The sequence below is a fragment of the Pseudomonas mandelii genome, from assembly GCF_006438925.1.
GTDB classification, from domain to species: Bacteria; Pseudomonadota; Gammaproteobacteria; order Pseudomonadales; family Pseudomonadaceae; genus Aquipseudomonas; species Aquipseudomonas mandelii_C.
In genome coordinates, this window is sequence record NZ_RCZA01000001.1 from 686,332 (window position 1) to 709,041 (window position 22,710).

General features: G+C 59.7%; 21 protein-coding genes. 10 read left to right on the forward strand and 11 right to left on the reverse strand.

The genetic code is table 11. The annotated features are described in order from the left end of the window. Nucleotides 1-7 precede the first annotated feature (7 nt). Nucleotides 8-1,111, forward strand: a complete 1,104-nt coding sequence (gene recF, locus EAH74_RS03225) for a DNA replication/repair protein RecF (protein ID WP_008064628.1) — start codon at nucleotides 8-10, stop codon at nucleotides 1,109-1,111. A gap of 5 nt (nucleotides 1,112-1,116) precedes the next feature. Next, on the forward strand, nucleotides 1,117-3,540 hold the full coding sequence (gyrB, locus tag EAH74_RS03230) for a DNA topoisomerase (ATP-hydrolyzing) subunit B (RefSeq protein ID WP_140675843.1): 2,424 nt from the start codon (nucleotides 1,117-1,119) through the stop codon (nucleotides 3,538-3,540). 287 nt (nucleotides 3,541-3,827) lie between these two features. Here the strand turns inward: gyrB and EAH74_RS03235 are convergent, their stop codons facing one another. The 4 genes from EAH74_RS03235 to glyQ all read right to left on the reverse strand — a co-directional run bounded on the left by EAH74_RS03235 (nucleotide 3,828) and on the right by glyQ (nucleotide 8,239). Then, nucleotides 3,828-4,607 (reverse strand): lysophospholipid acyltransferase family protein, encoded by a 780-nt coding sequence (locus tag EAH74_RS03235; protein WP_140675846.1) that lies wholly within the window; start codon nucleotides 4,605-4,607, stop codon nucleotides 3,828-3,830. An 83-nt stretch (nucleotides 4,608-4,690) separates the two neighbouring features. After that, the gene (gene gmhB / locus EAH74_RS03240) at nucleotides 4,691-5,230 is read right to left on the reverse strand and encodes a D-glycero-beta-D-manno-heptose 1,7-bisphosphate 7-phosphatase (protein WP_170206203.1); all 540 of its coding nucleotides are present in this window, start codon (nucleotides 5,228-5,230) and stop codon (nucleotides 4,691-4,693) included. 4 nt (nucleotides 5,231-5,234) lie between these two features. Next, nucleotides 5,235-7,289, reverse strand: coding sequence for a glycine--tRNA ligase subunit beta (gene glyS / locus EAH74_RS03245; protein WP_140675852.1), 2,055 nt, complete (start codon nucleotides 7,287-7,289; stop codon nucleotides 5,235-5,237). Further along, entirely contained in the window at nucleotides 7,286-8,239 is a 954-nt protein-coding gene (gene glyQ, locus EAH74_RS03250) for a glycine--tRNA ligase subunit alpha (protein WP_008155694.1), read from the reverse strand. Before glyQ ends, glyS begins: the two co-directional genes overlap by 4 nt. Before the next feature lie 81 nt (nucleotides 8,240-8,320). Here glyQ and tag point away from each other — a divergent pair, with 81 nt between their 5' ends. The 3 genes from tag (at nucleotide 8,321) to EAH74_RS03265 (ending at nucleotide 10,118) form a co-directional block, all read left to right on the forward strand. Then, the gene (tag, locus tag EAH74_RS03255; RefSeq protein WP_140675875.1) at nucleotides 8,321-8,878 is read left to right on the forward strand and encodes a DNA-3-methyladenine glycosylase I; all 558 of its coding nucleotides are present in this window, start codon (nucleotides 8,321-8,323) and stop codon (nucleotides 8,876-8,878) included. 40 nt (nucleotides 8,879-8,918) lie between these two features. Beyond that, nucleotides 8,919-9,806 (forward strand): lysophospholipid acyltransferase, encoded by an 888-nt coding sequence (locus EAH74_RS03260; RefSeq protein ID WP_140675879.1) that lies wholly within the window; start codon nucleotides 8,919-8,921, stop codon nucleotides 9,804-9,806. 72 nt (nucleotides 9,807-9,878) lie between these two features. After that, nucleotides 9,879-10,118 carry a PilZ domain-containing protein gene (locus tag EAH74_RS03265; protein ID WP_140675883.1) on the forward strand — a complete coding sequence of 80 codons (240 nt, stop codon included), beginning with the start codon at nucleotides 9,879-9,881 and terminating at the stop codon, nucleotides 10,116-10,118. Here the strand turns inward: EAH74_RS03265 and EAH74_RS03270 are convergent, their stop codons facing one another. From EAH74_RS03270 to def, 5 genes are all read right to left on the reverse strand, one after another. Continuing rightward, nucleotides 10,119-10,412, reverse strand: coding sequence for a tetratricopeptide repeat protein (locus EAH74_RS03270; protein WP_170206608.1), 294 nt, complete (start codon nucleotides 10,410-10,412; stop codon nucleotides 10,119-10,121). It lies immediately after the preceding gene. 196 nt (nucleotides 10,413-10,608) lie between these two features. Further along, a complete protein-coding gene (gene trkA, locus EAH74_RS03275) occupies nucleotides 10,609-11,982 on the reverse strand; it encodes a Trk system potassium transporter TrkA (protein ID WP_140675886.1) in 1,374 nt (457 codons plus the stop codon). Between the two features lie 22 nt (nucleotides 11,983-12,004). After that, complete coding sequence (gene rsmB, locus EAH74_RS03280) at nucleotides 12,005-13,315, reverse strand: 16S rRNA (cytosine(967)-C(5))-methyltransferase RsmB (RefSeq protein ID WP_140675890.1); 1,311 nt, start codon at nucleotides 13,313-13,315, stop codon at nucleotides 12,005-12,007. After that, nucleotides 13,312-14,271, reverse strand: coding sequence for a methionyl-tRNA formyltransferase (gene fmt / locus EAH74_RS03285; RefSeq protein ID WP_140675893.1), 960 nt, complete (start codon nucleotides 14,269-14,271; stop codon nucleotides 13,312-13,314). Before fmt ends, rsmB begins: the two co-directional genes overlap by 4 nt. Nucleotides 14,272-14,328: 57 nt before the next feature. Then, on the reverse strand, nucleotides 14,329-14,835 hold the full coding sequence (def, locus tag EAH74_RS03290) for a peptide deformylase (protein ID WP_046056612.1): 507 nt from the start codon (nucleotides 14,833-14,835) through the stop codon (nucleotides 14,329-14,331). A gap of 172 nt (nucleotides 14,836-15,007) precedes the next feature. Here def and EAH74_RS03295 point away from each other — a divergent pair, with 172 nt between their 5' ends. The 3 genes from EAH74_RS03295 (at nucleotide 15,008) to EAH74_RS03305 (ending at nucleotide 17,826) form a co-directional block, all read left to right on the forward strand. Next, nucleotides 15,008-16,033, forward strand: coding sequence for a LysM peptidoglycan-binding domain-containing protein (locus tag EAH74_RS03295; protein WP_140675896.1), 1,026 nt, complete (start codon nucleotides 15,008-15,010; stop codon nucleotides 16,031-16,033). Nucleotides 16,034-16,112: 79 nt separating this feature from the next. Next, nucleotides 16,113-17,213, forward strand: a complete 1,101-nt coding sequence (gene dprA / locus EAH74_RS03300) for a DNA-processing protein DprA (RefSeq protein ID WP_140675899.1) — start codon at nucleotides 16,113-16,115, stop codon at nucleotides 17,211-17,213. Between the two features lie 55 nt (nucleotides 17,214-17,268). Then, nucleotides 17,269-17,826: an L-threonylcarbamoyladenylate synthase gene (locus EAH74_RS03305; protein ID WP_140675902.1), complete on the forward strand. Its 558-nt coding sequence runs from the start codon at nucleotides 17,269-17,271 to the stop codon at nucleotides 17,824-17,826. A 117-nt stretch (nucleotides 17,827-17,943) separates the two neighbouring features. Here EAH74_RS03305 and EAH74_RS03310 read toward each other — a convergent pair whose 3' ends face one another. Next, nucleotides 17,944-18,921 (reverse strand): NADPH:quinone reductase, encoded by a 978-nt coding sequence (locus tag EAH74_RS03310; RefSeq protein WP_140675907.1) that lies wholly within the window; start codon nucleotides 18,919-18,921, stop codon nucleotides 17,944-17,946. Between the two features lie 178 nt (nucleotides 18,922-19,099). Between EAH74_RS03310 and hemF the strand changes: the two genes are divergently transcribed. Continuing rightward, entirely contained in the window at nucleotides 19,100-20,014 is a 915-nt protein-coding gene (hemF, locus tag EAH74_RS03315) for an oxygen-dependent coproporphyrinogen oxidase (RefSeq protein ID WP_140675911.1), read from the forward strand. Nucleotides 20,015-20,027: 13 nt separating this feature from the next. Continuing rightward, nucleotides 20,028-20,849 (forward strand): shikimate dehydrogenase, encoded by an 822-nt coding sequence (aroE, locus tag EAH74_RS03320; RefSeq protein ID WP_140675915.1) that lies wholly within the window; start codon nucleotides 20,028-20,030, stop codon nucleotides 20,847-20,849. An 81-nt stretch (nucleotides 20,850-20,930) separates the two neighbouring features. On the opposite strand, the gene EAH74_RS03325 is transcribed toward aroE, so the two are convergent. After that, complete coding sequence (locus EAH74_RS03325) at nucleotides 20,931-22,499, reverse strand: SulP family inorganic anion transporter (RefSeq protein WP_140675918.1); 1,569 nt, start codon at nucleotides 22,497-22,499, stop codon at nucleotides 20,931-20,933. Nucleotides 22,500-22,710: the final 211 nt, after the last annotated feature.

A 22,710-nucleotide genomic window follows, 5' to 3' on the forward strand; every position in this document is an offset into this window, starting at 1 on the left:
AAGCTAGATGTCCTTAAGTCGCGTCTCGGTCACCGCGGTGCGCAATCTGCACCCGGTGACCTTCTCCCCTTCCCCCCGAATCAACATTCTTTACGGCGCCAACGGCAGCGGAAAAACCAGTGTTCTGGAAGCCATTCATCTGCTGGGGCTTGCCCGTTCGTTTCGTAGCACCCGCCTGTTACCGGTCATCCAGTACGAGCAGCTCGCCTGTACGGTGTTTGGTCAGGTGGAGTTGGCCGAGGGTGGGCACAGCGCCTTGGGGATCTCCCGAGACCGTCAAGGGGAGTTCCAGATTCGCATCGACGGGCAGAACGCCCGGAGCGCGGCGCAACTGGCGGAAATCCTGCCGCTGCAACTGATCAACCCTGATAGCTTCCGCTTGCTGGAAGGCGCACCGAAGATTCGCCGGCAGTTTCTCGACTGGGGCGTGTTCCACGTGGAACCACGATTCATGTCCACCTGGCAGCGCTTGCAGAAGGCCCTGCGCCAGAGAAACTCTTGGCTGCGGCATGGTACACTTGACGCCGTTTCGCAAGCGGTTTGGGACAGGGAACTGTGCCAGGCCAGCGCTGAAATTGATGAATACCGCCGCGCTTATATCAAAGCCTTGAAACCAGTCTTTGAACAGACCTTGAGCGAACTCGTTGAGCTCGAGGGCTTAACGCTCAGCTATTACCGAGGTTGGGACAAAGACCGAGAGCTGAGTGCAGTACTCGCCGGGTCCCTTCAGCGGGATCAGCAAATGGGTCATACCCAGGCCGGACCGCAGCGCGCTGATTTGCGCCTTAGATTGGGCGCACACAACGCCGCGGACATATTGTCTCGCGGTCAGCAGAAGCTGGTGGTCTGTGCATTGCGGATTGCCCAAGGGCACTTGGTTAGCCAGGCCCGACGCGGCCAGTGTATTTATCTGGTGGATGACCTGCCGTCCGAACTGGATGAGCAACACCGCCGTGCGCTTTGCCGCTTGCTGGAAGACTTACGCTGCCAGGTGTTTATCACCTGTGTAGATCACGAATTATTGAGGGAAGGCTGGCAGACGGAAACGCCAGTCGCTCTGTTCCACGTGGAACAGGGCCGTATCACCCAGACCCACGACCATCGGGAGTGAAGGCATTGAGCGAAGAAAATACGAATACCTACGACTCAACGAGCATTAAAGTGCTGAAAGGCCTGGATGCCGTACGCAAACGTCCCGGTATGTACATTGGTGACACCGACGATGGTAGCGGTCTGCACCACATGGTCTTCGAGGTAGTCGACAACTCCATCGATGAAGCGCTCGCTGGCCACTGCGACGACATCAGCATCATTATCCACCCGGATGAGTCCATCACCGTTCGCGACAACGGTCGTGGTATCCCGGTTGACGTGCACAAAGAAGAAGGCGTCTCGGCAGCCGAGGTCATAATGACCGTGCTGCACGCCGGCGGTAAGTTCGACGACAACTCCTACAAAGTATCCGGCGGTCTGCACGGTGTCGGTGTGTCGGTTGTGAACGCCTTGTCCGAAGAGCTGGTTCTGACCGTTCGCCGCAGCGGCAAGATCTGGGAACAGACCTACATTCACGGTGTTCCAAAAGAGCCGATGAAAATCGTTGGCGAAAGCGAAAGCACCGGTACCCAGATTCACTTCAAGCCGTCCGATCTGACCTTCAAGAACATCCACTTCAGCTGGGACATCCTGGCCAAGCGGATTCGTGAACTGTCCTTCCTCAACTCCGGTGTCGGCATCGTCCTCAAGGATGAGCGCAGCGGCAAGGAAGAGCTGTTCAAGTACGAAGGCGGCCTGCGTGCGTTCGTTGAATACCTGAACACCAACAAGACCCCGGTCAACCAGGTGTTCCATTTCAATGTCCAGCGTGAAGACGGCATCGGCGTGGAAATCGCCCTGCAGTGGAACGACAGCTTCAACGAGAATCTGTTGTGCTTCACCAACAACATCCCGCAGCGCGATGGCGGTACTCACTTGGTGGGTTTCCGTTCCGCACTGACGCGTAACCTGAACACCTACATCGAAGCTGAAGGCTTGGCGAAGAAGCACAAGGTCGCCACCACCGGTGACGATGCCCGTGAAGGTCTTACCGCGATTATCTCGGTAAAAGTACCGGATCCGAAGTTCAGCTCCCAGACCAAAGACAAGCTGGTTTCTTCCGAAGTGAAGACCGCGGTCGAACAGGAAATGGGTAAGTACTTCTCCGACTTCCTGCTGGAAAACCCGAACGAAGCCAAACTGGTCGTCGGCAAGATGATCGACGCGGCGCGTGCGCGTGAAGCGGCACGTAAAGCCCGTGAGATGACCCGTCGTAAAGGCGCGCTGGATATCGCCGGTTTGCCGGGCAAACTGGCTGACTGCCAGGAAAAAGACCCTGCCCTTTCCGAACTGTACCTCGTGGAAGGTGACTCTGCTGGCGGCTCCGCCAAGCAGGGACGTAACCGCCGCACTCAGGCCATCCTGCCGTTGAAAGGTAAGATCCTGAACGTCGAGAAGGCGCGCTTCGACAAGATGATCTCTTCGCAAGAAGTGGGCACCTTGATCACCGCGCTGGGCTGTGGCATTGGCCGCGATGAATACAACATCGCGAAGCTGCGTTACCACAACATCATCATCATGACCGATGCTGACGTCGACGGTTCGCACATCCGTACCCTGCTGCTGACCTTCTTCTTCCGTCAGTTGCCGGAGCTGATCGAGCGCGGCTACATCTACATCGCCCAGCCACCGCTGTACAAGGTCAAGAAAGGCAAGCAAGAGCAATACATCAAAGACGACGACGCCATGGAAGAGTACATGACGCAGTCGGCCCTGGAAGACGCGAGCCTGCACCTGAACGAGGAAGCCCCGGGTATCTCCGGTGCAGCCCTTGAGCGTCTGGTGAATGACTTCCGTCTGGTGATGAAGACCCTCAAGCGTCTGTCGCGCCTGTACCCACAGGAGCTGACCGAGCACTTCATCTACCTGCCAGCCGTCAGCCTGGAGCAATTGTCTGATCACGCAGCGATGCAGGATTGGATGGCCCAGTACGAAGTTCGTCTGCGCACTGTCGAGAAATCCGGCCTGGTTTATAAAGCCAGCCTGCGTGAAGACCGTGAACGTAACGTCTGGCTGCCTGAGGTCGAACTGATCTCCCACGGCTTGTCGAACTACGTCACCTTCAACCGCGACTTCTTCGGCAGCAACGATTACAAGACTGTTGTTTCTCTGGGCGCTCAACTGAGCACCTTGCTGGACGACGGCGCGTATATCCAGCGTGGCGAGCGCAAGAAGCCGGTCACGGAGTTCAAGGAAGCCCTTGAATGGCTGATGGCCGAAAGCACCAAGCGTCACACCATCCAGCGATACAAAGGTCTGGGTGAGATGAACCCTGATCAGCTGTGGGAAACCACCATGGACCCAAGTCAGCGCCGGATGCTCAAAGTGACCATCGAAGACGCCATTGGCGCGGACCAGATCTTCAACACCCTGATGGGTGATGCGGTCGAGCCTCGCCGTGACTTCATCGAAAGCAACGCCCTGGCGGTTTCCAACCTGGACTTCTGATCCAGCGAACCTGCCAAACGAAAAAGGCCAACGCTCAAGCGTTGGCCTTTTTTATTTCTGCGATTCCGTGAAAGCAGCCCCCACGGGCCCTTCGTGCGAAGCCTGAAACCTAGCAAACCCCGGGCATAAAAAAACCGGCTATATCAGCCGGTTTTTTTGCGCCCGAAAAAAACTTATGCACCATTTCCGGCGTTTTATGTGTTTAAGAAATATGTATATAAATCATAAACTTAAAAACAAAAAACGCTACTTTTCGACAAAACGGTACACAGGTTATCCACAGAATCTCAGACAGCAACCTGATCGTTGGCGGAGGGGGCCGCAGGGGCTGCTGGCAGCGAACCCATTTCACGTTGCATCTGCTCGTTCCAGGCCTGGACCCGATCATTCAGATCGGCAATGGCGCGCGGCCCACTGCCCACGGCGTACATCGGCTCACCGATGATCACGGTAATGACGCCCTGCTTCTTCGCCCAACCGGTTTTCGGCCAGAACTTGCCAGCATTGTGCGCAATCGGCAGCACGGGAAGTGCGGCGTTGACGGCTAAAGCAGTACCACCGCGAGAGAACTTTCCGATGGTGCCGTAAGGAACGCGCGTTCCCTCTGGGAAGATCAGAACCCAGACGCCGTCTTTCAGCAGTTCATCGCCCTTCTTCGCCACATGCTTGAGTGCCGCTTTAGGGTTGTCGCGGTCGATGGCGATCGGTCGCAGCATGGCCATGGCCCAGCCGAAGAACGGTACAAACAGCAATGAGCGCTTCAGTACCTGGCTCAACGGCTCGAAGTAAGCGGATAGAAAGAACGTCTCCCACGTGCTCTGATGGTTCGACTGAATCACGCAGGGCTGGTCGGGCACGTTCTCGGCGCCCTTCACTTCGTAGCTGATACCCAGAAAGACTTTGCTCAGCCACAAGGCGCAGCGGCACCAGTACACATTGATGAAGCGATAGCGCGCCCTGAACGGTAGAAAAGGCGCGATAAAAAAGCTCAGGCTGCACCAGAGCAAGGAGCTGATGCCCAGCAGCAGGTAAAAGAGGAAGGATCTGATGGCCTGCAGTATCGACATGGCGACATTTACCGTTGCGGGCTCTGCCCGTCTATATAAAGCGCACTCCCGATCAATCCCTGGTCAGGAACAATCGAAGCACTCTAATTGTGGATAAGTTCTGCGGCAATCGCCGCCAGATCGTCAAAAATCAAGGTACCTGCCGGTAGGGTCTTGCCCAAAGTCTTTTCGCCTTTCCCGGTCTTTACCAAAACTGGCTGAGAATCGACGGCTTTGGCGGCCTCCAGGTCACCTAGGGTATCGCCGACGAACCAAAGATTGGTCAGCGATACGTTGTAATGCGCGGCGATGGCTTTCAACATCCCGGGTTTTGGTTTGCGGCATTCGCAGCCATCGTCCGGCCCGTGCGGGCAATAGACGATTAGCCCGACTTCACCGCCCTGCTCCGCCACCCGCTCGCGCAAGCGCTCGTGCATGGCGTCCAGGGTGGCGATGTCGTAATAGCCGCGAGCGATGCCCGACTGGTTGGTAGCCACCGCTACCGTCCAGCCGGCCTTGCTCAACTGCGCGATGGCTTCGATCGAACCAGGGAGCGGAATCCACTCCTCCACCGACTTGATGTAAGCGTCGGAGTCGTAATTGATCACCCCGTCCCGATCGAGAATCAGCAGTTTCAACAGCAGCCCCTCAACCCAGCAGCGAAATGTCGGCGACGCCGAGGAACAGCCCACGCAGGCGCGACAGCAACGCATAACGGTTGGCGCGGACCTTGGCATCTTCAGCGTTGACCATCACGGCTTCGAAGAACGCATCCACCGGCTCGCGCAAGGCAGCCAGACGTGCCAGGGATTCGCTGTACTGACGCGCCGCAGCCATCGGCTGGACAGCCTGGTCAGCCTGCTGGATCGCCGAGTACAGGGAGAACTCGTTGGCGTTGTCGAAGTACTTGGCTTCCACGACCGAAGGAACAGAGCCTTCTACCTTGCTCAGCAAGTTCGAAACGCGCTTGTTCACCGCGGCCAGGGCAGCGGCTTCCGGCAATTTGCGGAACGCCTCTACCGCTTGTACGCGTTGATCGAAGTCCAGCGCCGAACCCGGTTTCAGGGCACGAACCGACAGGTAAGTGCCGACATCCACGCCTTCGTCTTCGTAACGGGCACGCAGACGGTCGAAGACAAACTCCAGCACCGAGTCGTTCAGGCCGGCAACCTTGACCTTGGTACCGAACGCGTTCACGGCAAACGCCACGGCGTCGTTCAGGTCGAGGTCGAGCTTCTTGTCGATCAGGATCCGCAACACACCCAGCGCAGCACGGCGCAAGGCGTACGGGTCTTTACTACCGGTTGGCAGCATGCCGATACCGAAAATGCCCACCAGCGTGTCGAGCTTGTCAGCGATGGCCACGGCCGCACCGGTCAGGGTGGTCGGCAGTTCCGCACCGGCACCGCGCGGCATGTATTGCTCGTTCAGCGCCAGAGCGACTTCTTCCGGCTCGCCGTCGTTGAGGGCGTAGTAGTAACCGGCGACACCTTGCATCTCCGGGAACTCACCGACCATCTCGGTCGCCAGGTCGCACTTGGACAGCAGCCCGGCACGGGAAGCCCACGCGGCGTTACCGCCAATGCGTTGGGCGATGAACGCAGCGAGTTTGGAAACGCGCTCGGCCTTGTCGTAGACGCTGCCGAGTTTTTCCTGGAACACCACGTTCTGCAGGCGCAGGTTGAAGTCTTCGAGTTTCTGCTTCTTGTCTTGCTTGAAGAAGAACTCGGCGTCGGTCAGGCGTGGACGAACCACTTTCTCGTTACCGGCGATGATCTGCTGTGGGTCTTTGCTTTCGATGTTGGCCACGGTAATGAAACGTGGCAGCAACTTGCCGTCGGCATCCAGCAGGCAGAAATACTTCTGGTTGTCCTGCATGGTGGTGATCAGGGCTTCTTGCGGCACGTCGAGGAAACGCTCTTCGAACGAGCACACCAGCGGCACCGGCCATTCAACCAGCGCGGTCACTTCGTCGAGCAGCGCTGGCGGCACGATCGCCGTCCCTTCCTGCATCGTCGCCAGCTCTTCGACGCGCTTGCTGATCAGTTCGCGACGCTCGTTGGCATCGGCCAGTACGTAAGCAGCACGCAGGTCGGTCAGGTAGTTGGCCGGCGAGGTGATGCGCACGCTTTGCGGGTGATGGAAGCGGTGACCACGGGAATCGCGACCCGCCTTCTGGGCGAGGATGGTGCAATCGATGACCTGGTCACCGAGCAGCATCACCAGCCACTGGGTCGGACGAACGAATTCTTCCTTGCGAGCACCCCAGCGCATGCGCTTGGGAATCGGCAGGTCGTTCAGGGAATCTTCGACGATGGTCGACAGCAGGCTCGCGGTCGGTTTGCCGGCGATGCTTTGGCTGTAACGCAGTTTCGGGCCGCTTTGATCGATTTCGCTCAGGTCGACGCCGCACTTCTTGGCGAAGCCCAATGCCGCTTGAGTCGGGTTGCCTTCGGCATCGAATGCAGCCTGACGTGGCGGGCCATCGAGGTTGATGCTGCGATCCGGCTGATGAGTCGCGAGTGAAGTGATCAGCACAGCCAGACGTCGTGGCGCGGCGTAGACGGTTTTGGTCTCGTAGTTCAGGCCGGCGGCTTGCAGGCCCTTGTCGATACCGGCCAGGAACGCGTCGGCCAGGGTGTTCAGGGCTTTGGGTGGCAGTTCTTCGGTGCCCAGTTCAACCAGAAAATCTTGAGCACTCATTGTGCAGCCTCCAGCTTGGCCAGTACTTCGTCACGCAAGTCCGGGGTCGCCATCGGGAAGCCCAGCTTGGCGCGAGCCAGCAGGTAGGCTTGCGCAACGGAACGCGCCAGGGTGCGGACACGCAGAATGTATTGCTGACGCGCGGTCACCGAGATCGCCCGGCGCGCATCCAGCAGGTTGAAGGTGTGGGAGGCTTTCAACACCATTTCGTAGCTCGGCAACGGCAGCGGCTGGTCGAGTTCGATCAGGCGCTTGGCTTCGCTTTCGTAGAAATCGAACAGTTCGAACAGCTTCTCGACGTTGGCGTGTTCGAAGTTATAGGTCGACTGCTCCACTTCGTTCTGGTGGAACACGTCGCCGTAGGTCACTTTGCCCATCGGACCGTCAGCCCAGACCAGGTCGTAAACCGAGTCCACGCCTTGCAGGTACATGGCCAGGCGCTCCAGACCGTAAGTGATCTCGCCGGTCACCGGGTAGCACTCGATGCCGCCCGCTTGCTGGAAGTAAGTGAACTGCGTCACTTCCATGCCGTTGAGCCAGACTTCCCAGCCCAGACCCCAGGCGCCCAGTGTTGGTGATTCCCAGTTGTCTTCAACAAAGCGAATGTCGTGGACCAGCGGGTCCAGGCCGACATGCTTGAGGGAGCCCAGGTACAGTTCCTGGAAGTTGTCCGGGTTCGGCTTCAGCACGACCTGGAACTGGTAGTAGTGCTGCAGACGGTTCGGGTTTTCGCCGTAGCGGCCGTCAGTCGGGCGACGACTGGGCTGCACATAAGCGGCGTTCCAGGTTTCCGGGCCAATGGCGCGCAGAAACGTGGCAGTGTGGAAAGTCCCGGCGCCTACTTCCATATCGTAGGGCTGAAGTACCACACAACCTTGCTCGGCCCAGTATTGCTGGAGGGCGAGGATCAAGTCTTGGAAGGTACGCACGGCTGGCGTAGGCTGGCTCACGAAATTCACCTGTTTCTTGGGCTGCGATTTAAAGAGCGGGAGTATACCCGATTCGGTCCTGCGCACGCCCCCTGGAGCCTTATGCCACGCTGCTTTTGGTGTTCCGAAGATCCGCTGTACATGGCTTATCACGATCAGGAGTGGGGTACGCCGCTACGCGATGCGCAGGGATTGTTCGAGTTGCTTTTGCTCGAAGGGTTCCAGGCCGGCCTTTCCTGGATCACCGTGCTGCGTAAACGTGAGCACTATCGTCAGGTGATGTTCGGCTTCGACGTACAGCGCGTGGCGCAAATGAGCGACGCCGAAATCGATGAATTGATGCTCGATCCGGGCATTATTCGCAATCGCCTCAAACTCAATGCGGCCCGGCGCAATGCCCAGGCCTGGCTGGCGCTGGAGGATCCGGTGGAGTTTCTCTGGTCCTTCGTCGACGGCAAGCCTGTGATCAATCATTTCAAGGATCGCAGCGAAGTGCCGGCGGTGACGCCGACCGCCGTGGAGATGAGCAAAGGCCTGAAAAAGGCCGGTTTTACCTTCGTCGGTCCGACCATTTGTTACGCGCTGATGCAGGCCTCGGGCATGGTCATGGACCACACCCAGGATTGTGATCGCTACGCGACCCTGGCGAACGGCGGTTAGAATAGCCGCCTCGCGCACAGCACAAGATCAGGAGTGACCTGTGGATAAGTTTAAAGGCGCCTTGCTGGTAGGCGCTCTGCGGTTGTTTGCCTTGCTTCCGTGGCGGGCAGTACAAGCCGTGGGCTCGGCCATCGGCTGGATGATGTGGAAAACCCCGAACCGTTCCCGCGATGTGGTGCGGATCAATCTCGCCAAGTGCTTCCCGGATATGGACCCGGCCGAGCGTGAGCGTCTGGTAGGCCAGAGTCTGAAAGACATCGGCAAATCCTTGACCGAAAGCGCCTGCGCCTGGATCTGGCCGGCCCAGCGCTCCATCGATCTGGTGCGTGAAGTCGAAGGTCTGGACGTATTGAAGGACGCCCTCGCCTCTGGCAAAGGTGTCGTCGGCATCACCAGTCACCTTGGCAACTGGGAAGTGTTGAACCACTTCTATTGCAGCCAGTGCAAACCGATCATCTTTTATCGTCCGCCAAAGCTGAAGGCTGTGGATGATTTGCTGCGCAAGCAGCGGGTGCAATTGGGCAATCGGGTGGCCGCCTCCACCAAGGAAGGCATCCTCAGTGTTATCAAGGAAGTGCGCAAAGGTGGTGCAGTGGGCATTCCCGCTGACCCGGAACCGGCCGAATCCGCCGGGATCTTCGTGCCGTTCTTCGCCACTCAGGCCCTGACCAGCAAATTCGTACCGAACATGCTCGCGGGCGGCAAAGCGGTCGGCGTGTTTCTGCATGCGCTACGTCTACCGGACGGTTCGGGTTACAAAGTGATCCTCGAAGCCGCGCCAGAAGCCATGTACAGCACCGATACCGAGACGTCCTGCGCGGCCATGAGCCAGGTGGTCGAGCGCTATGTGCGGGCGTATCCGAGCCAGTACATGTGGAGCATGAAGCGCTTCAAGAAGCGTCCGCCGGGTGAAGAACGCTGGTACTGAGTTGATCGGCATGATCTGTGGATAACCTGGGGGCCAGGGTTATCCACAACCGTTCAATAAAGGGCGCAGAAGATGTCCGAACACCGCAAATCTCTTCGCATCAAGATCAGTCACCACAGTTTCGGCGAATGCCTGGGTCAGACGCGTAACCTCTCGACGACAGGCGTCTACGTCAAGCATCCGGGCTTGTCGGCCTTGCCCAAGGGCGCGGTGGTGTACGGTCAGGTGCAGGACTTACCCACAGGCGCGCCGCGCGTGCGCATGGAAGTGGTGCTGGTGGATGCCGAGGGCATCGGTTTGCGATACCTCTGACTAGTGAGCCTGACGCTCGAGCTTTTTCAGAAACACCGTCATTTCCTTTTCTGCCTGCTTGTCGCCATGGGCGCGAGCGGCTTCCAGGCCCTGTTCCCACGCCTGACGTGCGGACGCGAAATCCTTCAGCCCCAGATGGGCCTTGCCCAACAGCTTCCAGGCTGCCGAATACTTCGGATCGAATTCGACACAACGTTGGAAATGCTCAGCGGCCTTGGCGTTTTCCCCAAGATCGAGATAACCCTTGCCCAGCCCGAAGCGCAGCAATGAGTTATCCACACCCTTGGCGAGCATTTTTTCCAGGGATTCGATCACGGTGGATTCCTTATTGATGTTATTCAGGGATGACTGTTCGTTCTTGAGATTGCTTTCGCGGGCAAGCCCGCTCCCACAGGAATCTCGGTCGTACACAAGATAGGTGTTCACTGCAAAATACTGTGGGAGCGGGCTTGCCCGCGAAGAGGCCAGTCCAGGCGCCACACATCACGGATCAGAAGAAGCTCAATCCCACATGGAACAGCTTCTCCACATCCCGAATATGCTTCTTATCCACAAGGAACAGAATCACATGGTCACCCGCAGCGATCACGGTGTCGTCGTGGGCAATGATCACCTCTTCGTCGCGGATGATTGCGCCGATGGTGGTGCCCGGCGGCAGGCCGATGTTCTCAATGGACTTGCCGATGACCTTACTCGACTTCTCATCACCATGGGCAATCGCCTCGATGGCTTCCGCCGCGCCCCGGCGCAATGAGTGCACGCTAACGATATCGCCACGGCGCACGTGGGCCAGCAAGGTGCCGATGGTTGCCAATTGCGGGCTGATGGCGATGTCGATGTCGCCGCCCTGGATCAGGTCGACGTAGGCCGGGTTGTTGATGATGGTCATCACCTTCTTCGCACCCAGGCGCTTGGCCAGCAGCGACGACATGATGTTGGCTTCGTCGTCGTTGGTCAGGGCCAGGAAAAGGTCGGCGTCGGCGATGTTCTCTTCCAGCAGTAGATCCCGATCCGAAGCACTGCCCTGCAACACCACGGTGCTGTCGAGGGTGTCCGAGAGATGACGGCAGCGCGCCGGGTTCATCTCGATGATCTTCACTTGGTAACGGCTTTCGATGGCCTCGGCCAAACGCTCGCCAATTTGCCCACCGCCAGCGATGACGATGCGTTTGTAGCTCTCATCAAGGCGGCGCATTTCGCTCATCACGGCGCGAATATTCGCCTTGGCGGCGATGAAAAAAACTTCGTCGTCCGCCTCAATCACAGTATCGCCCTGCGGCAGGATCGGCCGATCACGACGGAAAATCGCCGCGACGCGGGTTTCGACATTCGGCATGTGTTCACGCAACTGACGCAGCTGCTGGCCCACCAGCGGGCCACCGTAGTACGCCTTGACCGCCACCAATTGGGCTTTGCCTTCGGCGAAGTCGATCACCTGCAAGGCGCCCGGATGCTGGATCAGGCGCTTGATGTAATTGGTGACCACTTGCTCCGGGCTGATCAGCACGTCCACCGGGATCGCTTCGTTATCGAACAGCTCGGAGCGAGTCAGGTAGGCGGCTTCGCGAACCCGGGCGATTTTGGTCGGCGTGTGGAACAGGGTGTGGGCAACCTGGCAGGCCACCATGTTGGTTTCGTCGCTGTTGGTCACCGCCACCAGCATGTCGGCATCGTCCGCGCCGGCCTGGCGCAGCACCGTCGGCAGTGAGCCGCGGCCCTGCACGGTGCGGATGTCCAGCCGATCGCCAAGGTCGCGCAGGCGTTCGCCGTCGGTGTCGACCACGGTGATGTCGTTGGCCTCGCTGGCCAAGTGTTCTGCCAGCGAACCGCCGACCTGCCCTGCGCCAAGGATGATGATTTTCATCCAGTCACTCCCTTAAAACCTATTAACCGCGCGCGGCGGCGATCTTGATCAGCTTGGCGTAGTAGAACCCGTCGTGGCCGCCGTCCTGGGCCAGCAATTGGCGACCGTGAGGTTGCTTGATACCGGCTTGAGTCGCGAGGTCCAGTTCACGGGCGCCCGGCGTGCGAGCGAGGAAGGCTTCGATGACTTCGGTGTTCTCGGTCGGTAGCGTCGAGCAGGTGGCGTATAGCAGGATGCCGCCGACCTCCAAAGTTATCCACATGGCATCGAGCAGCTCGCCCTGAAGCACCGCCAGTGCGGCGATGTCGTCGGGTTGGCGAGTCAGCTTGATGTCGGGATGACGACGGATGACGCCGGTGGCCGAGCATGGCGCGTCCAGCAGAATGCGCTGGAACGATTTGCCGTCCCACCAGGTGGCGGTATCGCGGCCGTCGGCGGCGATCAGTTCGGCGCTCAGGCCCAGGCGTGCGAGGTTTTCCCGCACTCGCACCAGACGCTTGGCTTCCAGGTCCACCGCCACCACGCCGGCGAGTGCCGGCTCGGCTTCAAGGATGTGGCAAGTCTTGCCGCCCGGTGCACAGCAGGCGTCGAGCACCCGTTGGCCCGGCGCCAGATCAAGCAGATCGGCGGCCAGTTGCGCGGCTTCGTCCTGCACGCTGATCCAGCCTTCGGCGAAACCCGGCAAGCTGCGCACGTCGGCAGCGGCTTCGAGAATGATGCCGTCCTGACTGTAAACACACGGCGTGGCGGCGATGCCGGCGGCGGTCAGCAAGCCGAGGTAAGCATCGCGGCTGTGATGACGGCGGTTGACCCGCAAAATCATCGGCGGGTGAGCGTTGTTTGCCGCGCAAATGGCTTCCCACTGCTCAGGCCAGAAGGCTTTGAGGGATTTTTGCAGCCAGCGCGGGTGGGCAGTGCGCACCACCGGATCGTGTTCCAGCTCCGCCAGCAGCGCTTCGCTTTCACGCTGGGCGCGGCGCAACACGGCGTTGAGCAAGGCCTTGGCCCAAGGCTTTTTCAGCTTGTCGGCGCAACCCACGGTTTCACCGATGGCGGCGTGGGCTGGAACTCGTGTGTAGAGCAACTGGTAGAGACCGACCAGCAACAGCGCTTCGACATCGGCGTCGGCTGCCTTGAACGGCTTCTGCAGCAACTTGGCCGCCAGCGCCGACAAACGCGGCTGCCAGCGAGCGGTGCCGAACGCCAGGTCTTGGGTGAAGGCGCGATCACGGTCTTCGACCTTGTCCATCTGCGTCGGCAGGGAACTGTTGAGTGAGGCTTTTCCGTTAAGAACAGCAGCAAGTGCCTTGGCGGCGGCCAGACGTGGATTCATTGAGCGTCCGCCGCTTGACCGAGGACGGTGCCGACGGCGAATTTCTCACGACGGCTGTTGAACAAGTCGCTGAAGTTCAGCGCCTTGCCGCCGGGCAATTGCAGACGAGTCAGACACAGCGCTTGCTCACCGCAGGCGACGATCAAACCATCCTTGCTGGCGCTGAGGATTTCACCGGGAGCGCCCTGCCCTTCAGCGAGGCTGGCGGCCAACACCTTCAATGCTTCGCCATTTAGCGTGCTGTGGCAGATCGGCCATGGATTGAAGGCGCGAACCAGACGTTCCAGCTCAACCGCCGGACGGGTCCAGTCGATGCGTGCTTCATCCTTGTTCAATTTGTGAGCATAAGTGGCGAGGCTGTCGTCCTGCACTTCGCCATCCAGCGTGCCGGCAGCGAGGCCGGCAATCGCCTGAATCACCGCTGGGGGACCCATTTTCGCCAGACGGTCGTGGAGGCTGCCGCCGGTGTCTTCAGCGGTGATCGGCGTGGTGACTTTCAGCAGCATCGGCCCGGTGTCGAGGCCCAGTTCCATGCGCATGACGGTCACACCGCTTTCGCTGTCGCCCGCTTCGACGGCGCGCTGGATCGGCGCCGCACCACGCCAGCGTGGCAGCAAGGAGGCGTGGCTGTTGATGCATCCCAGGCGCGGAATATCCAGCACCACTTGCGGCAGGATCAGGCCGTAGGCAACCACCACCAGCAAGTCCGGCTTGAGCGCGGCCAGTTCAGCCTGAGCGTCTTCGTTGCGCAGGGTTGGCGGTTGCAACACAGGAATGTTGTTTTCCAGAGCCAACTGCTTGACCGGGCTTGGCATCAACTTTTGCCCGCGACCCGCCGGACGGTCCGGTTGGGTGTAGACCGCGACGATCTCGTAAGGGCTGTCGAGCAGGGCCTTGAGGTGTTCGGCGGCGAATTCCGGGGTGCCGGCAAAGACGATGCGCAGTGGCTCAGTCATTCAAAAGGTCTCGCAAAAGAAAAAGGCTTGCCGCAGCAAGCCTTTGAAAGGAGGGCATCAAGCGTTCTGGCGATGGAGCTTTTCCAGTTTCTTCTTGATTCGGTCGCGTTTGAGATTGGACAGGTAGTCGACGAACAATTTGCCGTTCAGGTGGTCGCATTCATGCTGGATGCACACCGCGAGCAGGCCTTCGGCGATCAGTTCGTAAGGCTGGCCGTCGCGGTCCAGGGCCTTGATTTTGACCTTCTGTGGGCGATCGACGTTTTCGTAGAAGCCCGGCACCGAGAGGCAGCCTTCCTGATATTGCTCCATCTCGTCGGTCAGGGTTTCGAACTCGGGGTTGATGAACACCCGTGGTTCGCTGCGGTCTTCGGAGAGGTCCATCACGACGATACGTTTGTGCACGTTGACCTGGGTCGCGGCGAGGCCGATGCCTGGCGCTTCATACATTGTTTCAAACATGTCATCGACCAACTGACGCACTTCGTCGTCCACTACGGCCACTGGTTTGGCGATAGTGCGCAGGCGCGAATCGGGAAATTCGAGGATGTCTAAAATGGCCATAAGCTTAATTGCTGCACGTGTGAGGTAATGTCGGGTCGATGGCCTGGCGGGTCCGAAGATGCAGGCTACCGTTGTAAAACGTAGCTTCCTTCTCTTTTTGGTAAAGAGTCAGGAGCGAGCCACGAGGGCTCTGGCGTTCTACGCGAATGCACATAATAAAGGGATTCACCGCATGAGGAAATCACTACTCGCCTTGCTCCTTCTGGCCTCGGCCGGTTTTGCGCACGGGCAAGTGCAACTCAAGGAAGGTTTTCCACAGCAATACACCGTGGTATCCGGTGACACACTCTGGGACATATCGGGGAAATTTCTCCGTGAGCCCTGGAAATGGCCGGAGCTCTGGCAGGCCAATCCACAGATCGAAAACCCCAATCTCATCTACCCCGGCGACTCGCTGTCGCTGGTCTACGTCAATGGGCAGCCACGCCTGACCCTCAACCGTGGCGCTTCCAGGGGCACCATCAAGCTTTCGCCACGCATTCGCAGTAGCCCGGTTGCCGACGCGATCCCGAGCATTCCGCTGCAATCGATCAACAGCTTTCTGCTGAGCAACCGCATCGTCGACAAGGTCGAGGATTTCGACAAGGCGCCCTACATCGTTGCCGGTGATGCCGAGCGCGTGCTCAGTGGCACCGGTGACCGGATCTTCGCCCGCGGCCACTTCGACCCGGCCCAGCCGGTTTACGGCATCTTCCGTCAGGGCAAGGTCTACACCGATCCTGTCAGTAAAGAATTTTTGGGGATCAATGCCGACGACATCGGCGGTGGCGAGATTGTGGCCACCGAAGGCGACGTTGCCACCCTGGCGCTGCAACGCACCACCCAGGAAGTCCGCATCGGCGACCGCTTGTTCAGCGGTGAAGAGCGCTCCATCAACTCGACCTTCATGCCCAGTGCGCCAAAATCCGAGATCAACGGGTTGATCATCGACGTGCCGCGCGGGGTTACCCAAATTGGCGCGCTGGATGTGGTCACGCTGAACAAGGGCCAGCGCGATGGCCTGGTCGAAGGCAACGTGTTGGTGGTGATGAAAACCGGTGAAACCGTGCGTGACCGGATCACCGGTCAACCACTGAAAATCCCGGATGAGCGTGCCGGTTTGCTGATGGTTTTCCGCACCTATGACAAGCTCAGTTACGGGTTGGTGCTCTACGCATCACGCTCCCTGGCGGTGCTGGACAAGGTGCGAAATCCTTAGCAGGTTCCACAAGTTACCAACAGAGTTATCCACAGCTTATTCCCGTTTGAACGGGGCTCATAACGATCAAGGATGATCCATGTCGCTGTCTGCTTTTGCACCGGTTTCCCCTGCGGAACTGGAAGCTCGTTTACGTTTGCATCGCCTGCCGGAAATCGGCCCTGCGCGTTTCAGGAAATTGCTTGAGGCCTTCGGCTCGGCGTCCAAGGCTATCAGCGCACCGGCCAGTGCCTGGCGTTCGCTGGGTTTGCCCCTCGCTTGCGCAGAGGCCAGGCGCTCCAGTGAAATCCGTGATGGCGCGAGCCATGCATTGGCCTGGCTAGAGCGTCCGGACCAGCATTTACTGATGTGGGACCAATCTGAATATCCGGCACTGCTGGCGGAAATCAGTGATGCGCCGCCGCTGTTATTCGTGGCGGGCGATCCTGGCATTCTGGAAAAACCGCAGCTGGCGATGGTCGGCAGCCGTCGCGCTTCGCGGCCGGGCATGGACACCGCCGCGGCCTTTTCCCGCAGTCTGGCGGGCGCCGGTTTTGTCATTACTAGCGGTTTGGCGCTGGGCATTGATGCCGCCGCGCATCAAGCCGCTTTGGACGTGGGCGGGCGAACGGTCGGTGTACTTGGCACGGGTCTTGAAAAGTTTTATCCACAGCGCAATCGACGGCTGGCAGACGCCATGATCGCCTCGGGCAGCGCAGTGCTTTCGGAGTTCCCGCTGGACGCCGGACCGACCGCCAGTAACTTCCCCCGGCGCAATCGGATCATCAGCGGGTTATCCCTGGGCGTGCTGGTGGTCGAGGCGAGTGTCGCCAGTGGTTCATTGATCACCGCGAGGCTGGCGGCGGAACAAGGGCGCGAGGTGTATGCGATTCCCGGGTCGATCCACCACCCTGGTGCAAAGGGTTGTCATCAACTGATCCGCGACGGTGCAGTGCTGGTGGAAACCATCGAGCATATCCTCGAAGCGTTGCGCGGCTGGCAGCAGTTGCCGTTATCCACAGCAACGCCAGCGGTGACACATCCGTTGCTCATACTGCTGCATGCCGCGCCGCATACCAGTGAAGCGTTGTCTGTCACCAGCGGTTGGGCCTTGCCGAAAGTGCTGGCGGCACTGACGGAACTGGAAATGGACGGCCGTGCGGTCTGCGAAAGCGGGCGCTGGTTTGCGCGGGTGAGCTAGGTTTTATAAGGAAGATCGGTAAACTGCGCAGAGCCTTATTCCGGAGAGTTTTTTCATGGTCAACAGTTGGCGTGTGCAACAAGCCGCACGAGCCATTCGCGCAGGCGCCGTGATTGCCTACCCAACCGAAGCGGTCTGGGGTCTGGGTTGCGACCCGTGGGACGAAGAGGCGGTCTACCGTCTGCTGGCGATCAAGGGGCGGTCGGTGGAAAAAGGGTTGATTCTGGTGGCCGACAACATTCGCCAGTTCGACTTCCTCTTCGAAGACTTTCCTGAATTGTGGATGGATCGCATGGCCAGCACCTGGCCAGGGCCGAACACCTGGCTGGTGCCGCATCAGAATATGTTGCCCCAGTGGATTACCGGTGTGCATGAAACGGTGGCGCTGCGGGTCAGCGATCACCCGCAGGTGCGGGATTTGTGTGCGTTGGTCGGGCCGCTGGTGTCGACCTCGGCCAATCCACAGGGCCGGCCGGCGGCGCGCACGCGAATTCGCGTGGAGCAATATTTCCGTGGGCAGGTTGATTTGGTGCTGGGCGGTAACCTCGGGGGACGCAAGAACCCGAGCGTGATCCGCGATCTGGCGACCGGCAAGGTTTTGCGCCCGGATTAAGACCGCGTCATCGTTCATCGCGAGCAAGCTCGCTCCCACAGGAGATCTTCAGTGAACACAGAATTTGTGTTCGACAACGATCCACTGTGGGAGCGAGCTTGCTCGCGATGGCGTCCGTCAAGGCAACAAAACAGTCAAACCCGTCGTGCGTCGTGCCGACAACTCGGTCTGCGCCTTCGCCGCTTCGGCCAATGGATACTTCTGGCTGATGTCCACTTTCAGCTTGCCGCTGATGATCATCTCGAACAGTTCATCCGCCATACGTTGCAGGTTTTCAGCGTTGTTGGCGTAAGTCGCGAGCGTAGGCCGGGTCACGTACAGCGAACCCTTCGCCGACAGAATTCCCAGGTTCACCCCGTCTACCGCACCCGACGCATTGCCGAAGCTCACCACCAGACCGCGAGGCGCCGCGCTATCAAGCGAAGTCAGCCAAGTGTCCTTGCCCACGCCGTCGTACACCACCGGGACTTTTTTCCCGTCAGTCAATTCCAGAACGCGCTGTGCGACGTTTTCATGGCTGTAATCGATGGTTGCCCAGGCGCCGTTGGCCTTGGCAAGAGCAGCTTTCTCCGGTGAGCTGACGGTACCGATCAACTTCACACCCAAGGCTTTGGCCCACTGGCAGGCCAGGGAACCGACACCACCGGCTGCCGCGTGAAACAGAATGGTTTCACCACCCTTGAGTTCATAGGTCTGACGCAGCAGGTATTGCACGGTCAGGCCCTTGAGCATTACGCCCGCGGCCTGTTCGAAGCTGATCGCGTCCGGCAGGTGCACCAGATTGGCCTCCGGCAACACGTGAACATCGCTGTAGGCGCCCAACGGTCCGCTGCCATACGCCACGCGATCACCCACCTTGAACCGGGTGACTTCACTGCCCACCGCCTCGACCACGCCCGCGCCTTCCGAGCCCAGGCCCGATGGCAGGGCTGGCGGTGCATAGAGACCGCTGCGGTAATAGGTGTCGATGAAATTCAGGCCGATGGCCTTATTGGTCACGCGAACCTGCTGCGGGCCGGGCTCGGCGGGTTGGTAGTCAACATACTCGAGTACTTCAGGGCCGCCATGGGTGCGGAACTGGATACGCTTAGCCATCAGAACTCTCCTTAGGTCTTAGCTACTAGGGTTGTAGCGCGAAGCTCCCTATCGAACTCCCATGCTTGATCTTCGTCAACTGCGGCAGGTCCATCTGCGATGTTATGCTACGCGCCCATTTGCGCCGGCCCTGCTCCCATGGAGCGCCGCGTAGCTTTGCCCGATTCAAGGTGATGACATGACAACCCGCACCGAGGCCGTAAAAGCCTACCTGCTCGACCTGCAAGACCGCATTTGCGCGGCCCTCGAAGCTGAAGACGGCGGCACGCAGTTCGTCGAAGACGCCTGGACCCGGACTGCCGGCGGTGGCGGTCGCACCCGGGTGATCGAAAACGGCGCGGTCATCGAAAAGGGCGGCGTCAACTTTTCCCACGTCTTCGGCAGCGGTCTCCCACCCTCCGCCAGCGCCCATCGGCCAGAATTGGCCGGACGTGGCTTCGAAGCCCTTGGCGTGTCGCTGGTCATTCACCCGCATAACCCGTATGTGCCGACGTCCCACGCCAACGTGCGCTTTTTCATCGCTGAAAAAGAAGGCGAAGAACCGGTCTGGTGGTTCGGCGGTGGCTTCGACCTGACCCCTTATTACGGCAATGAAGAAGACTGCGTGCACTGGCACCGCGTCGCCGAGCAGGCCTGCGCGCCATTCGGTCCGGATGTTTACCCACGCTACAAGGCCTGGTGCGACAGCTACTTCCACATCAAGCATCGCCACGAACCGCGCGGCATCGGCGGCCTGTTCTTTGATGACTTGAACGAGTGGGACTTCGATACGAGTTTCGCCTTCATGCGTGCCATCGGTGACGCGTTCATCGACGCGTACCTGCCGATCGTGCAGCGCCGCAAAAATGATGCGTTTACCGCCAAACAGCGTGAATTCCAGGAATTCCGCCGTGGGCGCTACGTTGAATTCAATCTGGTCTACGATCGCGGCACGCTGTTCGGTCTGCAATCGGGCGGGCGTACCGAGTCGATCCTGATGTCTCTGCCGCCGCAAGTACGCTGGGGTTACGACTGGAAAGCCGAGCCGGGCAGCGAAGAAGCACGGCTGACCGAGTACTTCCTGCAAGACCGCGATTGGTTGGCCAAGGCCTGAACGAGGAATCCTGATGGACCGTTACGTCGTATTCGGTAACCCGATTGGCCACAGCAAGTCGCCGCTGATCCACCGTCTGTTCGCGGAACAGACAGCTCAAAAACTCGACTACAGCACGTTGCTGGCGCCCCTCGACGACTTTTCCACGTGCGCCCGGACGTTTTTCCTCGAAGGCCGCGGGGCGAATGTGACGGTGCCGTTCAAGGAAGAAGCCTATCGTCTGGCGAACAGTCTGACGGCGCGGGCGCAACGCGCCGGTGCGGTAAACACCCTGAGCAAACTCGCTGATGGCAGCCTGCTGGGCGACAACACCGATGGCGCCGGACTGGTGCGGGACCTGACGGTCAACGCCGGTTTCAGCCTCAAGGGCAAGCGCATCCTGCTGCTCGGTGCCGGTGGCGCGGTGCGCGGTGCGCTGGAGCCGTTGCTGGCCGAGCAACCCGCTTCGGTGATCATCGCCAACCGCACGGTGGAAAAAGCCGAGCTGTTGGCGGAATTGTTCGCGGACCTGGGGCCGGTGTCGGCCAGTGGTTTTGATTGGTTGAAGGAGTCGGTGGACCTGATCATCAACGCGACGTCCGCCAGTCTGTCAGGCGAAGTACCGCCGATTGCCAGCAGTTTGATCGAGCCGGGCAAAACGGTGTGCTACGACATGATGTACGGCAAGGAGCCGACCTCATTCTGCCGTTGGGCCAGTGAACATGGCGCGGCGGTGTCGATGGATGGCTTGGGGATGTTGGCCGAACAGGCGGCGGAAGCCTTCTATCTGTGGCGCGGTGTGCGACCGGATACGGCGCCGGTGCTGGCCGAACTTCGCCGCCAGCTCGCGCTTTAAGGTCAAAAGATCGCAGCCTTCGGCAGCTCCTACACGGGATCGAAGTGCATCCTGTAGGAGATGCCGAAGGCTGTGATCTTTTCAGTCCTCAAACCGGATCGGACATTTCTCCGCGCCTTCCAGCTTGCGCAACTCTTCCACCACCTGAGGCCGCGCGCGCCGCAGGGTCAGGCTGCGATCCTGGCGCAGCAGCCGTCGCGCTTCCTGATGCAGCATTTCCACCCCTGAATAGTCGATGAAGTTGATCTGCTGCGCTTCGATCACCACGCGCGCGCCGTGCATCCGTTGCAGGCGTACTTGCAGGTAATGGCTGGCGCCGAAAAAGATCGAACCGCCAACCCGCAGAATGTCTTCATCCCCCTCACGCCAATGCTGAACTCGCGGTTGCGAGGTGCGTTTGAGGTAGAAGAACAGCGAAGCCAGCACCCCGGCGTAGATCGCGGTCTGCAATTCCAGCAGCAGCGTGGCGACACAGGTCAGCGCCATGACCAGGAACTCGGCGTGGCTGACCCGCAACAACGCGCGAATGCCGCGATGATCCACCAGCCCCCAGGCGATCAACAAAATGCTGCCGGCCATGGCCGGGATCGGAATGTGCGCGATCAAATTTGCGCCGAAGATGGCGAACAGCGCCACCCACAACGCCGAAAAAACGCCGGCCATTGGCGAGCAGGCACCCGCTTCATAGCTCAGGCCCGAGCGGGTGAAGGAACCGGCTGACAGCGATCCGGAAAAAAACGCACCGACCATGTTCGATAAACCCTGGGCGCGGACCTCTTGGTTGGCGTCGAGCAACTGCTGGGAGCGGGCCGATAAGGAGCGGGCAATCGACAGACTGGTGACCAGCCCGAGCATGCCCACCGCCACCGCGCTAGGTAACAGGCGCAGAATCAGGTCCAGATCCAGCGGCAGCGGGCTGAAGGGCGGCAGCCGCCCGACAAATGCGCTGACCAACTTCACATGACCCAGCATTGATGGCCAGAGCCAGACCAGCAAGCCGCTCAGCACCAGGGTGATCAATAGTGTCGGCCAGCGCGGCAGGAGCCATTTGAGGATCACGCCCACGACGACCGTCGCGAAGCCCAGCATTAACGAAGGTTTATCCACTTCGCCGAGATGGCTGAACAGCATCATCAAGCTGTTCAGCGCTGTTGCCTGGTTGGGCAATTCCAGCCCCAGCAGGTTTGGCAGTTGGCCGATGGCAATCACCACCGCCGCGCCGAGGGTGAAACCCAGCACTACCGAGTGCGAGACGAAATTCACCAAGGCGCCGAAGCGCAGCAAACCGAGCAGCCACTGGAAAATGCCGGCAAGCAGCGTCAGAAGCAGGATCAGGGTGACGTAGTCATCTGACGCAGGAACGGCCAGCGGACTGATGCTGGCGTACAAGACGATAGAAATCGCCGCCGTAGGACCGCAGATCAAGTGCCACGAAGAACCCCAGAGACACGCGATCAGCACCGGGATAATCGCCGCATACAGACCGTATTCAGGTGGGAGACCGGCGATCAGCGCGTAGGCAATGGATTGCGGCAGCGCGAGAATCGCGCCGCTCAGGCCGACAATCAGGTCACGACCGACACTGGCGCGGGTTTGCCGCGGCAACCAGCTAAGGAAGGGGAAGAGCGAATGGCGGCTTGGGAAGGCCATGGGTCCTCTCGGGTGGGGGTTTGCGCAAGGGTAGCAGGGTGTGAGGGGTTGTCAGAAGAATCCACCCCTCACCCTAACCCTCCCGAAACGTCGGACCGCCCCAGAGGGTAGAGGGGACTGACCGTGTTGAATGTTCGGAATACTGCGACCTGCGATAACGAGGTGAGCTCAGTTCTGAAAAACACCGGAAATCTGCTCCCTTTCCCCCTCT